The organism is Roseibium porphyridii (genome assembly GCF_026191725.2).
Lineage (GTDB): Bacteria > Pseudomonadota > Alphaproteobacteria > Rhizobiales > Stappiaceae > Roseibium > Roseibium porphyridii.
Genome location: NZ_CP120863.1, coordinates 1,988,209 through 2,010,600 on the forward strand (window position 1 = coordinate 1,988,209; position 22,392 = coordinate 2,010,600).

Genomic DNA, 22,392 nt, shown 5'->3' on the forward strand with positions numbered 1-22,392 from the left:
CTGCATTAAGCGCGGGACTCTATGGGAAGCGGCTTGGATCGTCAATATTGATCCGTTGAAAAAAGATCTTTAAAATTCAATGACTTGGCTGAGTGGTTCGCGTGGGCGCCGAACGGCATCGAGCCTCAGCATGGCAGGGGTAGAGTAATCCATGGGCGAAGCGATGCGTGACAGAATCAGCGCGGCCCTCAAAGCTGCGCAGGATGACGGCAACAAACGCCGATGTGCGACCTTGCGTCTGGTTCAGACCGCGGTAAAGGACCGTGAGGCTGCGGCCCGAGAGAACGGCAAGGACGGCGTCAGCGAGCATGACGTTATTGAAATTCTTCAGAAAATGATCCACCAGCGGGAAAGCTCCGCTGTTGAATTTGAAAGCGGTGGGCAGCTCGATCTGGCCGAACAGGAACGTGTTGAACAGGAAATTATTCGCGAATTTCTGCCCGCTCAATTGAGTGACGAGGAAGTGCGGGCGATCTGTGAAGAGACCGTCAAGGACATCGATGCCCATGGGCTGAGAGACATCGGCCGCTGCATGAGTGAACTCAAAACCCGATATCCGGGGAAAATGGACTTTGTTCAAGCCTCTTGCGTCGTCAAGGATATGCTGCGAACCAACGGAAACGGCGCTGCAACAGCTGAAGCCAGTGGCACCGAAGCGGAGTAACGGCAGTTAGAAATCCCATCGCGGTCTAGCTTCATTCGCATTTACCCACTATTTTTGTCCGTCCGTTTGGCCGTCCGTGTGGCAGCCACGGATCGATTGCTATTTCTGAACTCCAGGCAGCCATAACTCCATGCGCTTTGATCAGCGTCTTCTTGATGAAATTCGTGCCCGGCTGACGCTGTCAGATCTGGTTGGGCGACGGGTCACATGGGACCAGCGCAAGACACAGCCCGGCAAGGGCGACTATTGGGCGTGCTGTCCGTTTCACCAGGAAAAAAGCCCGAGTTTCCATGTCGATGACCGGCGCAATCGGTACAAGTGTTTTGGCTGTGGCGCGTCTGGCGATCACTTCACCTTCGTCTGTGAAACAGAGGGCCTCAGCTTTCCGGAGACAGTTGAGCGGCTCGCTGAACAAGCTGGCGTTGCCTTGCCTGCACCCGACCCGCAGGCTGCGAGACGGGAAAAGAAACGGGCCGGGCTTGCAGATGTTTGCGAGATGGCCGCGCAGTTTTTTCAGGCCGAGTTTGCCGGCGGTCGTGGCGAGACCGCACGCAAGTATGCGCTTGGGCGTGGCCTTAGCCGTGAAACGCTTGCCGAATTCCGTTTCGGTTTTGCACCAGACAGCCGGGATGCGTTGAAAAGCCATCTGGCGGCGAAGGATGTTCCGGAAGCTGTCATGGTTGAAGCGGGGCTGGTAATCAAGCCGGAGGACGGTCGGCCTGGATACGACCGCTTTCGCGGTCGACTAATGATACCTATCCAGGATGATCGCGGACGTGTGGTCGCCTTCGGCGGGCGAACGCTCTTGCCCGACGGACAGCCGAAATACCTGAATTCTCCAGAAACGCCGCTCTTTCACAAAGGTGTCATGCTGTTCAATGCGCACCGGGCACGTGAACCCGCCTTCAAGTCCGGCGAAGCTGTGGTGGTGGAAGGCTATCTTGATGCGATTGCGTTATCGCAAGCAGGTGTTCGGCATGTCGTTGCTTCTTTGGGCACGGCCTTTACCGAGGATCAGGTCGTGCGGCTTTGGAAATTCGCCCCGGAACCTGTGATTTGCTTTGACGGGGATGTTGCCGGTGTTTCAGCGGCTCATCGCGCGATCGACAGGATCTTTCCGGTTCTCAAAAGTGGCTATTCATTCCAGTTCTGCTTCCTGCCGGACGGCATGGACCCTGATGATCTCGTCAAAAAACGAGGGCTGGAAGGGTTCCATACCGAGGTTGGCCGGGCCCAGTCGCTGTTCGACGTTGTTTGGGACAGGGAGATCTCGGTTTCACGCCTGGACACACCGGAACGCAAGGCAGCTCTTGAGAAGCGGTTTGACGATCTGATTGGTACGATCAGGGATGAACGTGTCCGTCGTCGCTATCAGCTCGACCTGAAATTCAAGCTGTCCAACCTGTTTTTCGAACAAGCCCGACAAAATCGCGGCGATGGGAAGAAATCCGCCGATATTCCCTCACTCGGCAAGGTGCGTGAAAGCGTGGCCGCAAGTGATGATTTCGGCACCGAACGCCTGGTGTTGGGTCTTTGCATGCGGTTCCCGCACCTGCTGGACCGGAATTTCGAGCGGTTTTCCAGACTGCCGTTTGTCAATGAACTGCATGTGCAACTGCGCGATATTCTGTGCCGCATCGTGGACGATCTGGAAGAGACGCCGATTGCGGATCTGACGAGTGCCTTTGACGAACCGCTAAAGGACATCATGTATGAGATGATGTTGGAGACGATCGGACTTCAGCAGCAAAAGCGAGCGGAGTTTTCCGCGCTCAATCACCGTTTCCCCTTGTTGAAATCAAATCCACCGGAGGATTTTGTCGAAGCGGCCTACCTCCATTTCATCGACGTCCTGGAGCTAAACGCCCTGGAAGACGAATTGGCAACGGAACTCAAAAGTACCGATGAAGAAATCGACGAACATTCCTGGGCGCGCATTCAGGCGTTGACGCAGGATCTCAGTCGGCGGCGTGAGGAGTGCGCGCGCGAGGAACAGGATCTTGCGGAACGGGCCAAAAAAATCAGACAGGCAGGACCACAGGCACCGGCTGAAACAGTTGCTGCTGGATAGACCAGATCGGTGCCGTCGTGAACTTCTTGAGTGATTGCCGGCAAAGACGGCGGAAAAGTTGAGCTCTCTTTCTTGAATGTCGAATGCCGCGCGGGCTTGAAAGAAGCCATAAAAACCCGCTTGTTGCCCCGCAAAAGGCCAAAAAACGCATTTTCCCATTGACCTGTGACGAATCACACTTGCGAATCGTGAGCGTCGAGCTAAATAGGGGTTTTGCAGCCATTGCGCGCCGCAGCCACCAAGCCAGCTCGCGGCAATAGTCTGAAGAAACGCTGCAACCCGTTTGAACACCACACCCGCGCTCGATTGTCGAGTGTGAGACAAGAAGGTCGTGCGCTTCGTCGATGCTGATTTTTCACAATGTCGAAAAGTGTACGGTTAATTGGGACTTAAGGGACACGGCTTACAAACAACCCAGACTGATTCTTTGGATCGACGCCGCAAGTAAAAGCAGGCGCGCCGAAACCGGATTGGGTTGAAGCTAAACAAAGGGCGCTGCGTGGCCGCATCGGCCACGAACTGGAGCACGATATGGTAGCCAAAGCGACACAGGCAGACGAAAATCAGGAGCAGAGCACGGACGGTCCGGACGGCCCGCTGCTGGACCTGTCGGATGCCGCCGTCAAGAAGATGATCAAAGCAGCCAAGAAGCGCGGCTATGTCACTTACGATGAGCTGAACGAAGTCCTGCCTTCAGAGCAGGTGTCCTCCGAAAAGATCGAAGACACCATGTCGATGCTTTCCGACATGGGCATCAATGTGATCGATTCCGAAGAAGCTGATGACGGCCCGGACGAAGTCGATGGCGGCGAGTTGGTGACGGCCACGACGACGGCGGTTGCCAAGACGACCACGACCAAGGAACCGGCAGACCGCACTGACGATCCTGTTCGCATGTACTTGCGTGAAATGGGGTCGGTGGAGCTGCTTTCCCGCGAAGGCGAAATCGCTATCGCAAAGCGCATCGAGGCCGGCCGCGAGGCCATGATCGCAGGCTTGTGTGAAAGCCCGCTGACGTTCCAGGCCATCATCATCTGGCGCGACGAGCTGAATGAAGCCCAGGTCCTGCTGCGTGATATTATCGATCTTGAAGCGACATATGCTGGCCCGGACGCCAAAGCGGGCCCGGCCGTTGCAAACGATGACGTTGCACCCGGTGAAAAACCAGCTGAATCCACTGGCGGCGTTTCGGAAGAAACCGAAGGTGAAGAGGGTGAAGGCGACAGCGACGAGGACGATGACGACGAGTTTGAATCCAACGTCTCTCTCTCGGCCATGGAAGCCGAGCTGAAGCCGGGAGTGCTGGAAACTTTCGACAACATCGCAGACAACTACAAGAAGCTGCGCCGTCTTCAGGACCAACTGGTTGAAAACAAGCTGGCCAACAAGACCTTGTCGCCGAGCCAGGAGCGCCGCTACAAGAAGTTGAAAGAAGACATCATTGTCGATGTGAAGAGCCTGTCTCTCAACCAGAACCGTATCGACGCCCTGGTTGCTCAGCTTTACGACATCAACAAGCGTCTGATGGGTTATGAAGGCCGGCTTTTGCGTCTTGCAGACAGCTACAACGTCGACCGTACCGACTTCCTGAAACAGTATCAGGGTGCCGAACTCGACCCGAACTGGTTGCGCAAGGTGGCAAATCTTTCCACCCGTGGCTGGAAGAACTTCATCGCCAAGGAAAAAGAAACCGTTCGCGAGCTGCGTCAGGAAATCCAGACACTGGCAACCGAAACGGGTCTGGAGATCACCGAATTCCGCCGGATCGTAGCAATGGTCCAGAAGGGCGAGCGTGAAGCACGCATCGCCAAAAAGGAAATGGTCGAAGCCAACCTGCGCCTCGTGATCTCTATTGCAAAGAAATACACAAACCGCGGTCTTCAGTTCCTGGATCTCATCCAGGAAGGCAACATTGGCCTCATGAAGGCGGTGGACAAATTTGAATACCGGCGCGGTTACAAGTTCTCCACATATGCAACGTGGTGGATCCGTCAGGCGATTACCCGGTCGATTGCGGACCAGGCGAGGACGATCCGAATTCCGGTGCACATGATCGAGACGATCAACAAGATCGTGCGAACATCGCGTCAGATGTTGCACGAGATTGGACGCGAACCGACACCAGAAGAGCTGGCTGAAAAGCTGCAGATGCCGCTTGAAAAGGTCCGCAAGGTCCTCAAGATCGCCAAGGAACCGATCTCGCTTGAAACGCCGATCGGGGATGAAGAAGATTCGCATCTGGGCGATTTCATCGAAGACAAGAACGCCGTTCTGCCGATCGATGCCGCCATCCAGTCGAACCTGCGTGAAACCACCACACGTGTTCTGGCTTCGCTTACACCGCGTGAAGAGCGCGTTCTCAGAATGCGCTTCGGCATCGGCATGAACACCGACCATACTCTGGAAGAGGTTGGTCAGCAGTTCTCCGTGACGCGTGAACGTATTCGCCAGATCGAGGCAAAGGCACTTCGCAAGTTGAAACACCCCAGCCGGTCTCGCAAGCTGCGCTCGTTCCTCGACAGCTAAGGCTGCTTTCAGAACACTAATGCGGAAACCCGGCAGTGATGCCGGGTTTTTGTTTGCTCAATGGCACGGTGTGACAGAACATCGACACCATTTTCAGAAAATGTGACACTGGATTGACGGCGGGTTTTCGCTCAGGAGCGCTTTTTTGGCCCTAATCGCAGATACAGACAGACCTATGGAGGACGTAAACTCCGAGGAAAAACGGTATCTTGCACTCGGTCTGACGGCGTCTTTGCTGTTGCACGGGCTGGCCGCTCTTCTGTTAACCGGTGTGATATCCGGTTATGAGCCGACGCCGGTGCAAACACCCATTGAAGTTGAGCTGATCACACCGCCAGAGCCGGAAGTCGCAGAGATCCCGGAAGAACCCGAGGCAGAAGAGCCGCCACCGGAATCGGAAGAGCCTGAAGCAGAAGAACCCGAGCAATCCGCGCCTGCGCCAGAAGAACTTGCACAAGCAGAGCAGCCGCAGGAGACGCCGGTACTGCCGTCGGTGGAAGAGTTTAGCGACGAAGACGAAGAGGGCACCTCCACTCCGGACGCAGAGGATAGCGAGACAGACGAGGTTTCAGAAGAGCTTCCGGAAGAAACGACTGAAGACACTTCTGAGATAGTAGAGGAAGAGACTGACCTGCCGCAGGAAGAGATTGAAGAGACCGAGACGGTAGACAATTCTGCTCCAGAGCCAGAGCCAGAGCCAGAGCCAGAGCCAGAGCCAGAGCCAGAGCCAGAGCCAGAGCCAGAGCCAGAGCCAGAGCCAGAGCCAGAGCCAGAGCCAGAGCCAGAGCCAGAGCCAGAGCCAGAGCCAGAGCCAGAGCCAGAGCCAGAGCAGGAAGTGGAGACGGATGTCGTCGAGGAGCCGGGCGTTGAACGGCTTCTTGGCGATGACGATGCTGCGCCTGTTGAGGACTTTGGAACGGTTGGCCGGATCGCGACGTCTCAAACGCCAACGCCCAAGCCCGACAGGCCTCAGGCAAGTGTGCGCCCTGCCGCATCAGCTCCTCAACGTCAGGATTTATTGCAGGCACGCGAACTCTATTCTGAGCGGATATTGGACGATACACGCAGCCGGACAGCCATGCGGGGAATGCCAGCCGGGCAACGGCTGAACCTTTTGTGTATGACAGAGTTGCGTGCGCAGCTGACGATTGCCAGCCCGGTTCCACCTGAACTTTTGCCCAGCTTCAGGCCTCAGCCCGGCACGGTGCTGGAACCCAGGCGGGCCGCGTTTCGAAGTCTGGGGCGTTGGTTCGATGTCGCTTTCCGGTGCGAGACGGATGGCGAGGTGACACGCGTTGAAAAATTCGCTTTCAAGATCGGACCGGAAATTCCTCAAAGCCAATGGGCTGAGAGGGGGCTGACAGGCTTTTAGGAGGCGCTGATTGCCTCAGCCAAGGTCATAGACCCGGACTGTGCCAAGTGGTCCGGTCATGAGGTACTTCTGGGACTCTATGGGGAACGGGTCGAAATACGGGTGAGACCCGTTGTCGGTCTCCGCCACACGGGCGAGTTCGCTTGTACCCTGTGCTTCCATAAAGTAGCCGATACGAAAATAGGCGTTCATGTCGAGAACACCTTGCGCCGGTGGGAAGTCATCCCGGTCGATATAGGCGGTCCAGGGGTAAACCGGTTGTGGCTGCAAGATTGACTTTTTGATAGTACGGCCTGGCCTGACCGGTGTGACAAAGGGAATATTGAACCCTTCAAGAAGCATTCCCTCGGGTACGTCGACAATCTGACGGCTGAACACCAGTTGGCCTTGCTCGATTGTTGCGTAAGAAGCCTCTACCAGCGGAAAAACAGAGCCGTTGAACTCGTCATGAAGGACATCGAATAGATATGCGGTTCGATCGCTCAGATTGCTTACCTGGTAGTTGAGACGGAGCGTCGGACCGTCTTGCTGCAATTGAACCGCCAAGGATATGTCATTGTTTTGATTGCTGGACGATGACATTGCGGATGCCTTTTTCTGGAAACTGAAATTGAAGCCTGAGGACAACAGCCCGAGCAGCAGAAAGCGTCGATTAATAGAATAATCGTTCGGGTTGCTTGGGGTCCCATTCCTCACGGATTTTGTTTTCACTGTAGGGTTCGTTGTCATGTGGCGGTATTCCAACGGTCTTGGCTTCTTCCTTGATGACCTTGGCCTTTTTGGTCGGATCTGCAGGATCTGGCTTGCTGTCATTGTCCACCTTCGAGAAATCCAGCTCACCATCGGCGGCATGTTGAGCGTGTATCAGCTCATGGGCGAGACCGATTTCGGGCGGGCGTGTCTGCCAGGGCTGTGCAGTTCCATAGCTCGTCCGGTTGGGATTGTAGTGCACGGTCGTATCACAGCCTGAACCCGGATTGCCGCTGGAATCGAGTTTGCCGTCATTGGTAAAGCCAGTGACCTTATTCCCGCCAGTGGTCTCTTTTATCGTTATCGTTTTGCCTGAGTTGTGCAGATCGGTCAAAAGCTTGGCGCCGGACGGCGTCTGCGCGATTTTGGCCAGTGCCTGAACGGTTTGCTCTCGGAACTGTTCAGTTCCTTCAATTTCAATTGACGGTCCAACTTTGGTGGTGCCGACCGGGCCGGGGCCGGCTGCGCCGCCACCACCTCCAGCTCCGCCGCCACCTCCTGCGCCTGCTGTGCCTATCAGAACGGTTGGGTATCCGGTAACGATGGAGCCTGCTTTCAGGGTCAGGTCGGTCATGCGTGCAGCCGGCAAGCCCTCGACCAGAACCGTCCAGGCTCCGGTTACAATCGGATCGCCACCTATGGGCGGCGGCGGGCCAACGCAGATGCAAAGATCAGTGACGCGCGCCTGGGGCATCATGCCGGTGAGTACCGTCCAGGCACATTTCCAGACAATCGGCAACGGCACACCAAAACACATCGGGCAGATGTGCTGGTCAATGAGGAGCCGGGCGGCGGGAAATTTCATGTAACTACCGTTTTTCGAGCAATAATGATGAAATTTTCCGCCTTGGGCCCTTTTTAGTCAATGCCGCTACGTCACACTTTTCGTCTTTCAGCACATTCAGGTTTTGCGTTCACTGGCCAGGTTTAGTGCATCCGGGATTGCCTGCGAGATCGGGGCTTAGGCTCGATCAGGTTTAACGTCTCGGCTTTCCACGAGAATGAGACGCCGCCGCAATATCATCATTGCGCTTGCCGGTACCAACATCAGGAATGCGTTGGTGTAGAATACCGAAGCACCTGACTGCGCGATGGCGGCCTTGGTCAACAAGGTCTCGGCGCCGGGCGTAATCAGTCCGGTCTGGATTGCAATCAGACCTGTCAGGCCGCCACCGATCGCAATGCCGGCTGAGGAGATGGTTGGCAGAATGCTGGAAACAAGGTTCTGCTCCTGACCTTTCGCTGTGTACATCAGTGAGCGCATCAGGATCTGGCTGGACAGCCCGTGTCCGGCACCGGCGACAATGGCGGCCAGGGCAAAGAGGATGAGCGAGCGCGTTTCCAGGGAATAGCCGGTCATCGCCATGCCAATGGCGATCAATACGGGACCTGTGACCAGATAGGTCAACTCGCGTTTGCGGGATGGTGCGCGTGCGGACACCCAGGAAAAGGCTGTCCACGAAAAAGCAAGACCAGCCGCAACATAGCTCGCTTCGGTCACGCTCATGTCCCAATAGACTTGTCCGAAGGTGGTCACAAAGATTGCGCGGACTGCCGCAACCACTGAGGTCAGAAAAACAATCCAGGTGCCCAGTCCGATCAACGTTTCAAGCCGGAAGGCCTGTCTCGGGAAGAGCCTGCGGATGCTGTTTGCATCGATCTTCAACAAAATAGTGGCCGCAAGAAGCCCGGCCAAAATGGTCAGTGCCAACCGGACAGGCGTCTGTGCCTCGCCGATTACGGTCAGCAGGTAAATGCTCGTGATCAGCAGAAGGAGGCGCAGGGCAATTCGATTGCTTCCCGTTGACTGTTCCGGTTTGTGACCAGAGCGGGCCACAGCGGACCCTGCCGGCAGCGCCGTGTTCATAAGGACAAATAGCAACAGGACCAGTGGAATATTCACCAGGAATGCAGCGCGCCAGGACCAAAGCTCTGACAAAAGACCTGCGGAAACGGGGCCGATGCCAGCTGCGAGAGCCCAAACACCCGACAGCAAAGCGAAAACTCGGGGTGCGACATGGTTTGGAAAAAGGTCGGGTATAAGCCCATAGCAAAGGGCGATGATCATGCCTTCCCCGAAACCCTGGAAGGCGCGCCCGGCAATTAGACCTTCCAGAGTACCGCTGAGACCTGCCAGCGTGGAACCGAATGCAAGCAGGCTGGTCGCCAAGAGAAACGGCAGACGTGCGCCGAAACGCACTTTGACTGCACCGGTCAGACAGCCTGCCAGGATGGCCATCATTTCAAAGGAGCTGAAAACCCAAAAGGCCCGGTCTTGTCCACCGAGATCGCGAATGATGTCCGGGAGAACCGCTGTCGTGACAAACCCGTTGATGGCATGAGACCCAACCCCGAGCATCAGGGCCAGAGTTCCTGCAGCGCGGTCACGGGAAAACAGATGTGGAGGGCAATCCTGAGCAGGCGAGCTGACGGCCATGGGAACCTCAATAAAAAAAGATTTACCTTTCTATATAGGAGGAAAAGTAATAAAAAAAGAAAAACTTATTTAATCAGCTGAATGATATAGCTGCTGATTGATGGATTGAGAGGAATCTTTCAGGAACACTTTCTGTGAGCCAGACGCCATTTTCGGTCTGCAAAAAGATGAAGCCAACATGATGCATCGTCTGGGCATCAACTTCGAGAACGACAGGGTTTCCGTGCCTTGCACCAACGGTAACCGCTAGTTTGGCATCGGATGAAAGATGTACATGGTGCCGTTTCATTGGCTTGAGCCCTCCCTTTTGGATTGAGGGAAGGAAACCCGTCGCGGTGCCGTGAAAGAGCACATTCGGCGGCTTAGTTGGAGCTAGTCCGAGGTCTATCGGTATGGAATGACCTTGCCTGGCCCTTATGCGCCGACCATCTTTTGAAAACTCGAAACGATTTTTGTCGTTCGAAGTGACGATCTGTTCTAGCAGCTCGTAGCTGCAATAGATTTTCTTTTTCTCAAAGGCCTTTAGAACGTCACCTACCTCTACCCATCCCTCGGGCGACGGAGAAATATCTGCATCATCTGGCTTGTGACGGAGCCAGAATGACAAGGTTTTGGAAATCTTTACTTCACGTTTCAATATTTGCTTTCTTTAGTTTGCGAGCCCTTTGGGCTGTTCGGTTGAAAAACAATTTGCAAACCATCCTTAACCGCAAACGGCGCAGGTTTCCCTGCGCCGTTCAATGTCGTAGTCACGCTGCAGTGTCGTCACGCAGCTTGACGAGGTCGTTCATGAGGCCTCCAGTCCCGTTGTGGACCGTCAAACGATCCACCTTGCCTGCGATGGCCTCGAGAGCTTCCAACTCTTTCAGGCGCAACATGACCGGATTTTCGGCCATGACCTTTGCGGTGTTCAAAAGCGAACGTGTTGCGTTCGTTTCTTCCCTGCGGCGGATGACATTGGCTTCAGCTTCTTTTTCAGCCGTCACCACCTTGTTGAGAATCTCACGCATTTCGCCAGGCAGAATGACATCTTTCAGAACGATATCGGAAACCTCGATACCGATCTTCGCCATGTCAGTCTTGATCTGCGCCTCGGCTTCTTCGTTCACTTCTCCCTTGCGTTCAAGGATCTGGTCAAGCTTCAGCGCACCAAGCTGCTTACGAAACACCAACTGGAGCGCCCTATAGAGCGTGTCCGTGAAGTCCTTCACGTCCTGCGTGGCTTTTACCGGGTCAACCACGCGGTATTCCGCAGACAGGTTGATCCGGATCGTGACACGGTCGAGCGTCAAGACTTCCTGACCGGTGACATCCAGGCTCTGACGCTTCAGATCAATCAGCTTTTGAGACACCTTTCGTCCAGTGCTCCAGTAAGCATGCAGACCTGACTGCAGAACCTTTGTGAGAACTCCATCAACGAACAGAAGCGCGACGCTACCGTCAGTCACCGGGATCACCACATGGTGCTGGGCCTTTTGGGCTTCGCTCAAACGACGCTGCAGCTTTGCAGGCAATTCAGGTTCTGCAACCGTGTCGACTACCTGCCAGGTCCAGGGGCCGGCTTCGTTCCAGAGAACCAGCCTTTCGTCAGGTCCAACCACGGCATGAATGAGCTTGTCGCGCTCGACAATCGCGATTTCACCCGGTCCGGTTCGAACTACCGTGAGGTGCTTTTCGACAACGTCAGGAAACTTATCGAAAAGTGCCTTCTCATAGACAGAACGAAACTGAGGTATCGCCAGATTGTGTCGCTCGATCACGAGTGATCCGCGGCCGTTTTTCAGGCTGTGGTCCCCTGGTCCAAGGATACCCTTAAGTTCACCCTTCAACAGGTGAAGAGCACGTTCGTTTTCAGAAATCAGTACGCGGGTTCGCCCGCGGATCTTGTTGAGAAAGTTCATCATTTCGATATTCCTTCCATTGCACTAAGGCACGTGGTTGTCCTTTCTTCGGGTTGAAGCTGGTTAGAGGTTGTTGAAATCCGGCAGACCGACTGTCGGCTTCCGGGACGAAATATTGAGACCTGAAGAAAGCACAAAGGCTTTCGGCGGGGCACGAGACAGCGGATCTTGCGGCAGCAGGGCAGGGCACACCCGTTCGAAAACCGGTATTTCCAGCAAGGCTGCGGCGCGACCTTGAAACGCGACCGGACGAAGGCTTCCGACATCTGCAACTTGCACATTCAGGCCGAAGGACAGATGTACAAACCGCGTCCGCAAGCTCTCTTCAGATCCCGCATTGTTAACAGCTTGACTAGCTGCTGGCTTGGAAGGCCAGTCCGGTTTTCACGACCGGGTTTTGGAGCAGGAGTTGAACCCGCGACATTCGGAATCTGGATCCGATGCTCTACCAACTGAGCTATCCATGGAGCACAAGACAGGAGTCGAACCTGTTGCTTCCGGGTAACATTCCCGGTGTTCTACCGTTGAACTACATGCGCTTGTGCCGGAATGTTCAAAACAACGTCCGTACGTGATTGCGACAGTGTCGGATCACGCGAGTGGCAAAAATAGCCTAACCGCTGACATTTGGTCCGAAAATCTGACCGGCGAAAGGGTGATAATACAAAACAGGCGACGAGCTCAAGTGTGAAAAGGCTTACTATTCCTGAATGATGCAAATGGGCAACTATTAGTGGTAATTTTGTCACATCCGCATTTCGCGCTGCTGTTCTTCCTTCAGAGCGTAACGAGTTTAGTGTTTCCTGTGACAATCTGCACTGCGACGATAATCAGCAACGGCACGCTGGTGTGCAGCAGGCGCGAACTGTTTCATGGTTGTTGCAGCAATCCTCAAGGAGATACCGGATCAATGCGCCCATCGCCGTAAAATCCACCTTGTAACAAATCTGTCTTGATCTCCGGTTCGCTGTGATCAGGCCTGCATCGGCCATGTTCGACAAATGAAAAGATGTTCGCGACGGTGTTCCCTCGGATGCCTCCGCAATCTCTCCGGCGGTCATGCCGTCCGGGCCCGCCGCAACCAGTCTCTTCAAGATCCGCAACCGTGTCGCGCTGGAAATCGCGGAAAGGGCGGAAAGTGCTTCGGCTTCATCCATATTTCAAACTTTCTTGAAATTTCAATTGATCCATGAAAATATATTTCAATAAAATTTGAAATGAAAGGAGACGATATGTCGTTAAGTGATCTTGTGGAAACACTTCAGGCACTGCCGAGTGAAGCGCCGGTCGTATTTCTGACAGATGAGGGCGAAATTGGAGCGGGTTATCATGTCACTGAACTCAAGCTGTCTCATGTAACCAGCATCGACTGCGGCACACGCATTGCCAATTGGTCCGAGGCAGCGCTCCAGTTGCTCGATGGCGCGAATGGCCGCCATATGACGGTTGGAAAACTGAGCGCCATCCTCGGACAAAGCATGTCCAGGGTCAGCGGCCTGGCGACCGTGCCTCTGAAAGCGGAGTTCGCGCACGGAAACGAGGGAATGCAACTCTATGGGATCGATACACCCGAATTGACGGGTGCGAAGGTCATTGTTCGGCTGACGCAGCTTCGCGCGCAGTGCAAACCGGCACCGGAGATGCCTGCAAACCAGAACCTGTCCAGCTGTTGTGGGGCCTCGCCACAGTCTCAATGCTGCGGGTGATGAGGTCTGCGCTGTAACCAAGGCTTCCCTGGCACAGTCATTTTCAGACTCTGCCAGGGGTGACGTTAAAGGGTCTTGATATACTCCAGGAGCGCGTCGAGCTGTTCCGGATTGTCCCTGAAAAACCGGGTGCTGTATTCGTGACCCGTGTTGCTGTTGCCCGGCAGCGAGGTGTCGACCACAAAGCCACCGGCGTCGATGAAGCCGAGCGTATCTGGATCGTATGTTCTGCTGCCGACTTCAAACGTCTTCTGGCGGCACAGTCGTTGGCCTGTTTCAGCATCGATTTCTTCGCCTGTCTCCGGGCATTCCGCCGGCAACATGAGCTGACGCATCGTTCTGATTGATCCATTGTGCAGATAGGGTGCAGTTGCCCATATGCCGTTCAAGGGTCTGGCCTTGTACACAAACAGCCGTTGTCGTGCCGCCTCCGCGTCCGCGGCGGACGTGTCGCCATCCGTCGACGGTTCGTTCCGTCTTAGGATCTCGCGGATTTTCGACCGCAAAATACCGTCACGGGAAATGTCGAGACCCTGTACCCAGTCGATCAGATCATCGCGTTCCGCCTCTTCTATGGCGTCTATCAGTATGCGAATACGCTTCAGATTGCTTGCATCCTGCGCTTCAACAAGGCGGGCCTGTACCCGCTCAAGAAATGCCCGCCGCTCTTCCGGTTGGCCCAGCATGATGGCATCAAGCGTGTTTTGGGGATCGTTGAGAACCTTGTTCACGATCACGCCGCGCACTGCGTAACTGACAAGCTCTGCACCGCCGCCCTGAGACGAAAAGCGGTGTTTGTCAGTTAGTGGAAACGTCAGTGGGAGAAAGGCTTTGACCTGTCCGTTGATTTCTTCAGAGATGGGATAGACCTGACCCAAAAAATTTCCGGCCATCTGGGCATCTGTCCCGAGTTTCTCAACTGAAACACGTTCTGCTTCTATGCGCCGGTTTGGGTCGTCGCGTTTGAAGGCTGTGGTCAGTTCGGTGTTGTCCAGCCGGCCATCATGGCATTCAAGACAGCGTTGCTCATAAAGTGCCTTGCCGCGCTCCACCATGGAGGGGCCGTTGTCGGTTGCCGGCTGAGAATTGATCTTGCCCAGAACGTCTTCCGGCCATTCGGGCGACTGCAAGTTCCAGAGCAAGGCCTCCAGCTTAAAAAGACCGTCAGCCTTGATCGAAGAGGCGTGTCCGATACAAATCGTGTTGTCGAGGCCGCCCCAGATGCTCTTCCAAACCTGAGCCAACCGGCCCAGGAAACCAGTATCTTCAGCGAGGCACTCAGACAGTTTGCCGTCGATCGGGTTATAGTTGAGGCCTCCAAATACACCGAGAACTTCGCCGACATTCCGGCCCAACGCACCCGCCCCTTCGTTGGCCACGCTCGCGTTCCACTGGACGAAATCGTGCTGCGGCGTGTCCCAAATGAACGGGTAACTAACCGGTGCATTGGCGCGCTTGCCGTTCTCATCGTCCAGGCCTTGTGCGGAAACCGAGACGGCATTGAAGATGGCGCCGATGGCGTCAAGCCGTGAAAATCCGTACTCATGATCTCCCTTGTTCAGCTCATTCCAGGCTGAACGTGTTTGGGCCAGTTCGGTGAGCTGCTTCTTCAGTGTCGTCTTGTCGCCAGCTGTTGTTGTCGGTTGACCGAGGATCTTTTCGGCGAAGCGTTCGAACCTGGCTTCATCTTCAACGGTTGCCGTGAGCGCGTCCTCTAGAGACCACATGAAGCCTTCGAAGTCGGCCATTGCCGGCGCGCCGTCTATCAGGAGCTTCTTGTCGTTGAACTCGATCTGCCCGGTGTGGCAGGCGGAGCATGTCAGTCCGAGCCACTCGGTTGAAACCGGTGCAAGCGGATCATCATCGGCAATCTTGTCACGGGTGAAGCCGATGGGCAGCCCATCAGGATTGAGGGGTGTCGGCTTTTGCGGCAAGTACCGGAAAGTGTCCAGGTGATTGCTGTCGGAAAAGGGCGCTTGTGAGCCTGCCTGTTCAAGTGCCAGGAACCAGGCATAGGGCATGACCCTGGACCCTTGCGGTGTAAACCAGAATTCCTGTTGCGCTTGTGCATCCCAGTTCTGGCAAAGGGTGATCTCACCATCGAAGGCTCCATCAAAACTTGCGGGGACACATTCTTCTGCTGATGCTGTTACTGAAAGGCTGGTTGTGGCAATTGCTAAGATCAATAAGCTGAAAATCTTGAGTATTTTCATTGTATCTTCCTCAATTCAACTTGGAAATACAATTAAAAGGTGTATCGGGTTGTATAATAGAAATACTTCTTTACGTTAGGTTAGCTCGTATTTTGTGTCAATGAAATGAGACTTGTTCATTTCCTTCTGAAGTTTATTTGAATGCGAGGTTGCCTTGGCTGCTGCGGCCTTTCGCAAATAAGCCAGAGGTTGTTTTTCCCTGTGCTCGTGGTTGCCTTGGCAGCAAAATCAGGTCAGCCGTCCCACGGCGGCATTTGCCGATTTTTCCAAGAGGCAAGTCGATGAAAATTCTGACCTTTGGAGTGAGGACGTTGGATTTGGAAGCATTGACACTGCAATAAAAACTATATAACTAGAAATATAGTTATATTAATGAGGTCGACATGGAACCGGAAGTGGCTGCACAAGGCTTTGCCGCGCTGGGCTCTGAAGCCCGGCTCCAGGTGGTTTTGACGCTGGTGAAAGCAGGGCAGAGTGGTTTGAGTGTGGGGGATATTCAATCCCGCACAGGAATGGCTGCATCAACCCTTGCGCATCACTTGAAGTTTCTGTCTTCCGCCGGATTGGTGTTGCAGGAAAAGGACGGGCGCACGGTGATCAATCGTGCCGCCTTTGCTCATTTGGAGAACCTTGCCGGCTATATCCTGAAGGAATGCTGTGCTGACGAAGCCGATTGCGGTGAACCGAAAATGGCGAGGCGGGCGGCAAATGACTGACGCGGCAAACAATCTTCGGACACCCCAAAGCGTGGCAGAAGCAAGCTGCTGCCCGCCAAAACCCGACAACAGCAAGGCGCTGAAACCTCGCTGGACATGGAAGACCTTCCCCGGTCGAAACCATATTCTGTCGACCTGGGCGATTGTGATCGCCGGTCCGCTTCTGGTCCTGGTTTTTGACAGCGGGCAGTTCGTTCCATTTGTCAGTTTTGCGATCTCTGCCTTTGGCGGCACGTTGCCATATATTGCCTTTGCCGTTGCGCTGATCGCGTGGCTCAAGGCTGCCGGGGCCGAAGCCTATGTTGGGCGGGCATTTGAGGGTCGTGAAGCGCAGGCAATTGTCCTTGCGGCTCTTTTCGGAGGGCTCGCGCCGTTTTGCTCCTGCGAAGTCATTCCATTTATCGCCGGTTTGCTGGCGGTTGGAGCGCCGCTTTCCGCAATCATGGCGTTCTGGTTGTCATCGCCGCTGATTGACCCGCCAACACTGCTGATCACGGCCGGTGCGCTCGGATGGTCGTTCGCCATCGGAAAGGCGGTGTTTGCAGTCTCACTCGGTCTCTTTGGTGGATTTCTCGTTTCGGTGCTGTTGAAATTGGGCGTCTTTTCCAGCCCGGTGAAATCCGGTTCCATGGCGGGTGGGTGCGGTTGCGGCGCATCACCTTTGACAGGCCGTCCGGTTTGGCGGTTCTGGGGGGAGGCGGAGCGTCGGCAAAAATTTTCAGATGAGCTCAAGAACAATGCCCTTTTCCTGATCAAATGGCTTGCACTTGCCTACGTGCTTGAAGCTGCGTTGGTCACCTATGTACCGGCCGATCTGATTGCAGGTGTCGTAGGAGGGACTGGGCTAGGCTCCATCGTGATTTCAGCGCTTGTCGGCATGCCCGCCTACCTGAACAGCTACGTTGCACCGCCATTGCTTGCCGGGTTGATGGACCAGGGTATGAGTGCGGGCGCTGCAATGGCTTTCATGATCGCAGGCGCTGTCAGTTCCATTCCGGCGATGGCGGCGGTCTGGTCGCTGGTCAAGCCGCCGGTCTTTGCAATGTATCTCGGGCTAGGATTTGTCGGAGCGGTCCTCTCGGGGCTTGTCTTTCAACTGGTTTGAGGTTGCTATGCGAACGCATGTTTCCGTTGTTGTTGAGCCGCATCAGAACGCCGCCAGGCAATTGCTTGTTCCTACCGGACTGCCAACCCCGCACCAGATGCCATTGCACTTCGACGTATCCGGTGGTTCCTTCGCTCTGACAGGTGAAAGCACAACCGGACAGATGGCGGCTTTGGTGACACCTGATGCCGGCCAAGCAATCGAAATTCGCTATGTTTATTCTGAGGTAGGCCCGGGTTATCCGGACACGATTTTTATCCCGCATCGAAATCGCTTCACGTTGGCCGCAGAAGCGCTGGTGTTTGATGCGATCAACATCACCGAGGCACAACCGGACGGGCATGCAGCGATCCAGGCGTTGGTCAATGCAGCGGCGGAGAAATTTCGCTATGCGCACCCTAAAGTGCGGTTCAATGATGGCTGCGATGAGGTTCCCTATCTGGCATGCGGCACGACCGAGGGCTCTTGCGTTGACATCAACACCTACTTGATTGCCTCCCTGAGAGCCGCAGGTTTTGAAGCAGCCTATGTCACTGGCTATTTCTTTCCGGAAGAAAAGAACGGATGCTGCAGCGACATGCATTGTTGGGTTGTGACGCGGCATGACGGTGTTGTTTTGGAATGGGATATTGCGCATCACCTGAAGATGGAGACCCGGGACATCTGTTGTGGTCTCAATCCAAAACCAGGCGACCGGGTCGCGGTTGCCCATTCCATGGGTCTCTCATTTCCCGAACTCGGTATAAAATGCGAAAAACTGATCGGCGAGCCTGCCTGGGTTAACCAGGAGGGGTATCTGGAAGCCGCTGAGGTAACGATCCGGCGCGAAATTGTCGGCATGCAAGACGCCTTTGCATGATCGTCGCATTATTCGCGCGCCAAAGCCTGACCAAGATCGTGTTGAGATTGTTCCCGTTTGTTTGCAGCAGAAGACTTCTTGCGCCCCAGGCTTCACCCGTTAGTCTGGCCAAACAGATTGCAGGATTCTCTCATGAATATTCTTATTGTCGGGGCCGGAATTTCCGGTCTTTCCACCGCCTGGGCATTAACGAAGCGCGGCGTGTCCGTGACCCTGCTGGAGCAGGGACCCATTCCCAATCCTTTGTCCGCTTCCGGTGACCAACACCGCATCATTCGGCGTGCATACGGCGGGCAGGGCGGTTATCAGCGCAGGATAGACGATGCCTATGCTGCCTGGGATGAGATGTGGCTCGATCTTGATGCCAAACACCTCATAGAAACAGGCTTCATGCTGCTCTCGCAGGAGCCGGGCGATGGCGGTGATGTTTATCGGCAAGGGCTAATCGACGGAGGGTATCCCTTTGAAGATTTGAGCCCAGAAGAAACGGCAGAGCGCTTTCCTTTTGTCGATCCGACAACGATCCGCTTTGGCGCCGTGAGCGCGGAAGGTGGCGTATTGCTATGCCAGAAAATCGCCGCCGATCTCAGAGACTGGTTGCGGGCGGCAGGTGCCGACTTGCGGGAGAATACCGAGGTTCATGCTGTCGACACAGAGGCAGGATCCGTGACGCTGTCTGACGGCAATGTGCTCGCCGCCGACCACATCATCGTCACGGCAGGTGCCTGGACGCTGCGCCTGTTTCCAAAGCTCGCGGCCAAATTGACCACATATCGGACGGCCGTCGTTTACCTGACGCCCCCGGACGACCTGGTGCAGGCATGGTCCAAAGCGCCAACAATTCTTGATCCTGGCGGCCCGATTGATGGCTATGTTCTGCCACCAGTGCCCGGTACAGGTCTGAAATTCGGTGCGGGAATTCACAAATACAAAGCGGGCCCTGACCAGGACCGGGTTGCCTTGGCGGGTGAAGGCGAGATTTTGCGCAATCACTTTTCGCCGCCGTTTGCGCGCATTGAGGAATACCGTGTCGACGATGTCGTCACCTGCGCCTATACCTTTACGGCAGATGAGCATTTCTTCGTGGCTTCTCAAGACAGGGCGACCGTTGTCTCAGCGTGTTCGGGGCACGGCTATAAATTTGGTGCCGTCGTTGGGCAAAAACTGGCAGAAGGTGTTACTGAGGGCAACCTTGAGAGCGCACGGGAGTGGCTGGAAGCGCGTGATTGACGGCATCGCTATGCGGCGCGACGGACGACGCAATGACACCGCAGCACAGGCGTCGCATTGAGCAAAAAACTTTCGTGTGCCTGCCGAGTTTCACGTTCTCCTGAATGCACTTTCAATGATCGCGCAAGCGTTTTCTCGTCGTTTCCATTGTCTGGATGTCGTAGATGAAGAGTGGCGACTGAATAGCTTTGCTGGTCACATCTTTAAGTTGTTTAAAATAAAGCTTCTCGCGAAATCCAGTTTTTTCAGACGCCCTATTTGCCAGGCCATGATCCTCGACAGATTTGCCGTCTAAATAGGCTGGCGTTTGATCAGATAACACAACCGTGTTCTGGCGATTATTAAGCGTTTTAGTAAAATTTAACTAATGTAAGTATTATTTAAAGCAGTTATCGGGGAAGTAGTGGTCCTCGGTTGGAATACTCTTCTATTCAGATTTGTGGACTTGGCTCAGGGGGGAGCTCATGAAACCATCAGGTCAATCTAAATTTTCATGGAACGGCGCCAAGAGTTTTGGATTGCTAGGCCGGTTGCGCATCGCAATGCGGATCAATCTGCTGGTGTTGCTCACCATTCTCGCGACTGGAGCATTCGGCATCACGTATTTGGTCGGACGGACGCAGACCACGCAGTCCCTGGACACCAAGGATCAATACGCAAAGCTCTATGAACTTGTTCAAGCTGTCGAGATCGGCGCACTTCAGATGCGACGGAGTGAAAAGGACTTCTTGCTGAGGCGCGATACCAAATATATCGGTAAATACGATGCCGCTGTTGCGAAGGTCAATTCAGCACTTACGGACATGGCTCAAATTGATGCCTCAGCTGCTGCAAAGGAAAGTGTCGCAAACCTCAAGAAAGACGTGGCCCGACACAACGCACAATTCCACAAGGTCGCAGATCTTCATCAGACCATCGGACTGAATGAAAAGGAAGGTCTAGAGGGAGAATTGAGACAGGCCGTTCATCAGGTCGAGGAAAGGCTGAAGTCTGCTGAAATGGATGCGCTGACCGTCAAGATGTTGATGATGCGCCGTCACGAAAAGGATTTCATGCTTCGCGGCACGGAGAAATACATCGGTCGCATCGACAAGAGGCGGGAAGAGTATGACGCTTTAATTCAGGAAGCCGCGTTGCCCGCTGACCTTACGGGCGAGCTCTCAAGCCTGATGGATGCTTATCAGAGCGGTTTCAAGGCCTATGCCGAAATTGCAATGCTGCTCCAGCTGGAGACGAAGCAGCTTAGCCAGATCTTTGCTGACATGCAGCCGGACTTTGCAAAGATCCGGGAAGTTTCTGAAAATGGTCAGCTTGCGGCGAACGACCACTTTGCCGCGACCATGCTCAATATGGATCGGACATTTTTGATCACCGGTGCAGGCATCCTGGCTGTAGTGATTTTTCTGGGTGTTTTGATCGGTCGCAGCATCACTGCCCCCATCAATCAGTTGAACAATTCGATGAAGGCGTTGGCAGCTGGCGATGTTGAGGCGGAAGTTCCCTTAACCGGCTCAAAGACGGAAATCGGCGAAATGGCCGATACCGTGCAGATATTCAAGACGACGTCCGTTGAACGGTTCGCGCTCATGAGCGAAAGCGAAGCCGAGCAGCAGGCGAGGGCCGAGCGACAGGGGAAAGTCGACGACCTCATCGCTGACTTCCGACATACGGTTCTGGGTGTGCTTGATGCCGTCAACGCAGAAAACAGAGAAATGGAAATCTCTGCCGGCACCCTGTCGTCCATTGCGACCCAGACAACATCGCAGGCAGACAGCGTTGCCAACGCCTCGAAAGATGCCTCAACCAATGTTCAGGCGGTTGCAGTGGCGGCAGAAACCTTGTCGGAATCCATCGGTGAAATCGCACGGCAGGTCAGCCAGACCAAGAACATCGTGGTCAAGGCGACCGATGCCACGATCGAGACTGACACAAAGATCGCTGGACTTGCAGATTCTGCGGTCAAGATCGGTGAGGTTATCCTGCTGATCCAGGGGATCGCCGAACAAACCAACCTGCTTGCACTCAACGCGACCATTGAAGCTGCACGTGCTGGCGAGGCCGGTAAGGGGTTTGCCGTGGTTGCTTCGGAAGTCAAGGAACTGGCAACCCAGACAGCCAAGGCGACGGAGGCAATCTCCACGCAGATCACCGACATTCAGCGGGAGACCGAAAGTTCCGTTGACGCCATTCGCGGAATTGCCGAGACCATGCGTGAAGTGTCCTCAGCAACTGAGGCAATTTCAGCTGCTGTTGAAGAGCAAGGAGCGTCAACCTCCGAGATCACCAACAACGTGCACTCGGCCGCCGCCGGCTCCAGCGAAGTTTCGGAGAACATTGTCGGGGTTAGACAGGCCGCTGACGAAAGTCAGGCCTCGGTAGAACGGGTGCTTTCGGCAGCCAATGGCGTGTCGGACAATTCCGAACAGCTGCGTCATGTGATCGATGAATTCCTTGGAGACGTTGCTGCGGCCTAGTCGCAACGGTTCGCTCAAGAAGAGCGCGATGACTTCCAGACCTTACCTTCGGGGGCGTGTCCAAGCCGGGATGCGCCCCCGAAGTCATTTCCGCAGTCGGGTCAGGCCCTCGCGCGTCCGTTTGCAAACGGCATTTTTCGCGATTTCCGTGGCTGAATTCGTCATGCAGATCCTGGGTGATTAGAAGGAGTGTTTTCGATCGCGCTCATCCGATCCAGCAGGACTGCCGAGAGACGTTGCGGACCACGCACTTCAATGAAAGGCTGTTTGAACTCACAGGCGTGCTTTTTTGGAAAGCTCAGTTTCAGCTATGATTTGATCGCGAGTCGGACTTAGCCGCCGCAATTCTTATCGTCACAAGAGAGGCT

Annotated in this window: 18 protein-coding genes and 2 tRNA genes; 10 read left to right on the forward strand and 10 right to left on the reverse strand. The window is 54.8% G+C overall.

Annotation, left to right across the window (positions count from 1 at the left end):
• Positions 1 to 163 precede the first annotated feature (163 nt).
• From K1718_RS09200 to K1718_RS09215, 4 genes are all read left to right on the forward strand, one after another.
• Positions 164 to 664, forward strand: a complete 501-nt coding sequence (locus tag K1718_RS09200) for a GatB/YqeY domain-containing protein (RefSeq protein ID WP_265683990.1) — start codon at positions 164 to 166, stop codon at positions 662 to 664.
• A gap of 130 nt (positions 665 to 794) precedes the next feature.
• Positions 795 to 2,735 carry a DNA primase gene (dnaG, locus tag K1718_RS09205; protein ID WP_265683992.1) on the forward strand — a complete coding sequence of 647 codons (1,941 nt, stop codon included), beginning with the start codon at positions 795 to 797 and terminating at the stop codon, positions 2,733 to 2,735.
• Between the two features lie 531 nt (positions 2,736 to 3,266).
• A complete protein-coding gene (gene rpoD / locus K1718_RS09210) occupies positions 3,267 to 5,261 on the forward strand; it encodes an RNA polymerase sigma factor RpoD (RefSeq protein ID WP_152500646.1) in 1,995 nt (664 codons plus the stop codon).
• 145 nt (positions 5,262 to 5,406) lie between these two features.
• Positions 5,407 to 6,633: a DUF930 domain-containing protein gene (locus K1718_RS09215; RefSeq protein ID WP_285806066.1), complete on the forward strand. Its 1,227-nt coding sequence runs from the start codon at positions 5,407 to 5,409 to the stop codon at positions 6,631 to 6,633.
• 15 nt (positions 6,634 to 6,648) lie between these two features.
• Here the strand turns inward: K1718_RS09215 and K1718_RS09220 are convergent, their stop codons facing one another.
• The 9 genes from K1718_RS09220 to K1718_RS09260 all read right to left on the reverse strand — a co-directional run bounded on the left by K1718_RS09220 (position 6,649) and on the right by K1718_RS09260 (position 12,878).
• Positions 6,649 to 7,215 carry a hypothetical protein gene (locus K1718_RS09220; protein ID WP_152500649.1) on the reverse strand — a complete coding sequence of 189 codons (567 nt, stop codon included), beginning with the start codon at positions 7,213 to 7,215 and terminating at the stop codon, positions 6,649 to 6,651.
• A gap of 70 nt (positions 7,216 to 7,285) precedes the next feature.
• Complete coding sequence (locus K1718_RS09225) at positions 7,286 to 8,188, reverse strand: M91 family zinc metallopeptidase (RefSeq protein WP_265683997.1); 903 nt, start codon at positions 8,186 to 8,188, stop codon at positions 7,286 to 7,288.
• Between the two features lie 156 nt (positions 8,189 to 8,344).
• Positions 8,345 to 9,820: an MFS transporter gene (locus K1718_RS09230; RefSeq protein WP_265683998.1), complete on the reverse strand. Its 1,476-nt coding sequence runs from the start codon at positions 9,818 to 9,820 to the stop codon at positions 8,345 to 8,347.
• A 73-nt stretch (positions 9,821 to 9,893) separates the two neighbouring features.
• Positions 9,894 to 10,457, reverse strand: coding sequence for an RNA 2'-phosphotransferase (locus K1718_RS09235; RefSeq protein ID WP_265684000.1), 564 nt, complete (start codon positions 10,455 to 10,457; stop codon positions 9,894 to 9,896).
• 112 nt (positions 10,458 to 10,569) lie between these two features.
• Complete coding sequence (locus K1718_RS09240) at positions 10,570 to 11,721, reverse strand: slipin family protein (RefSeq protein ID WP_265684682.1); 1,152 nt, start codon at positions 11,719 to 11,721, stop codon at positions 10,570 to 10,572.
• A gap of 63 nt (positions 11,722 to 11,784) precedes the next feature.
• Positions 11,785 to 12,039, reverse strand: coding sequence for a hypothetical protein (locus tag K1718_RS09245; protein WP_152500652.1), 255 nt, complete (start codon positions 12,037 to 12,039; stop codon positions 11,785 to 11,787).
• An 80-nt stretch (positions 12,040 to 12,119) separates the two neighbouring features.
• A tRNA-Leu gene (locus K1718_RS09250) sits at positions 12,120 to 12,184 on the reverse strand.
• Position 12,185: 1 nt separating this feature from the next.
• Positions 12,186 to 12,260: transfer RNA gene (locus tag K1718_RS09255), tRNA-Thr, on the reverse strand.
• A 291-nt stretch (positions 12,261 to 12,551) separates the two neighbouring features.
• Entirely contained in the window at positions 12,552 to 12,878 is a 327-nt protein-coding gene (locus K1718_RS09260; protein ID WP_265684003.1) for an ArsR/SmtB family transcription factor, read from the reverse strand.
• A 75-nt stretch (positions 12,879 to 12,953) separates the two neighbouring features.
• Between K1718_RS09260 and K1718_RS09265 the strand changes: the two genes are divergently transcribed.
• Positions 12,954 to 13,427, forward strand: a complete 474-nt coding sequence (locus K1718_RS09265) for a DUF6428 family protein (RefSeq protein WP_265684005.1) — start codon at positions 12,954 to 12,956, stop codon at positions 13,425 to 13,427.
• Between the two features lie 65 nt (positions 13,428 to 13,492).
• Here K1718_RS09265 and K1718_RS09270 read toward each other — a convergent pair whose 3' ends face one another.
• A complete protein-coding gene (locus tag K1718_RS09270; protein ID WP_265684006.1) occupies positions 13,493 to 15,640 on the reverse strand; it encodes a di-heme-cytochrome C peroxidase in 2,148 nt (715 codons plus the stop codon).
• Between the two features lie 383 nt (positions 15,641 to 16,023).
• On the opposite strand from K1718_RS09270, the gene K1718_RS09275 reads away from it, so the two are divergent.
• The 5 genes from K1718_RS09275 to K1718_RS09295 all read left to right on the forward strand — a co-directional run bounded on the left by K1718_RS09275 (position 16,024) and on the right by K1718_RS09295 (position 22,024).
• A complete protein-coding gene (locus K1718_RS09275; protein ID WP_265684008.1) occupies positions 16,024 to 16,356 on the forward strand; it encodes an ArsR/SmtB family transcription factor in 333 nt (110 codons plus the stop codon).
• Positions 16,349 to 17,461, forward strand: a complete 1,113-nt coding sequence (locus K1718_RS09280) for a permease (protein WP_265684010.1) — start codon at positions 16,349 to 16,351, stop codon at positions 17,459 to 17,461. Before K1718_RS09275 ends, K1718_RS09280 begins: the two co-directional genes overlap by 8 nt.
• Positions 17,462 to 17,468: 7 nt before the next feature.
• Positions 17,469 to 18,320: a transglutaminase-like domain-containing protein gene (locus K1718_RS09285; RefSeq protein WP_265684012.1), complete on the forward strand. Its 852-nt coding sequence runs from the start codon at positions 17,469 to 17,471 to the stop codon at positions 18,318 to 18,320.
• A gap of 132 nt (positions 18,321 to 18,452) precedes the next feature.
• A complete protein-coding gene (locus K1718_RS09290; protein ID WP_265684013.1) occupies positions 18,453 to 19,550 on the forward strand; it encodes an NAD(P)/FAD-dependent oxidoreductase in 1,098 nt (365 codons plus the stop codon).
• A 464-nt stretch (positions 19,551 to 20,014) separates the two neighbouring features.
• Positions 20,015 to 22,024 carry a methyl-accepting chemotaxis protein gene (locus K1718_RS09295; protein ID WP_265684015.1) on the forward strand — a complete coding sequence of 670 codons (2,010 nt, stop codon included), beginning with the start codon at positions 20,015 to 20,017 and terminating at the stop codon, positions 22,022 to 22,024.
• The last annotated feature ends 368 nt before the right edge of the window (positions 22,025 to 22,392 follow it).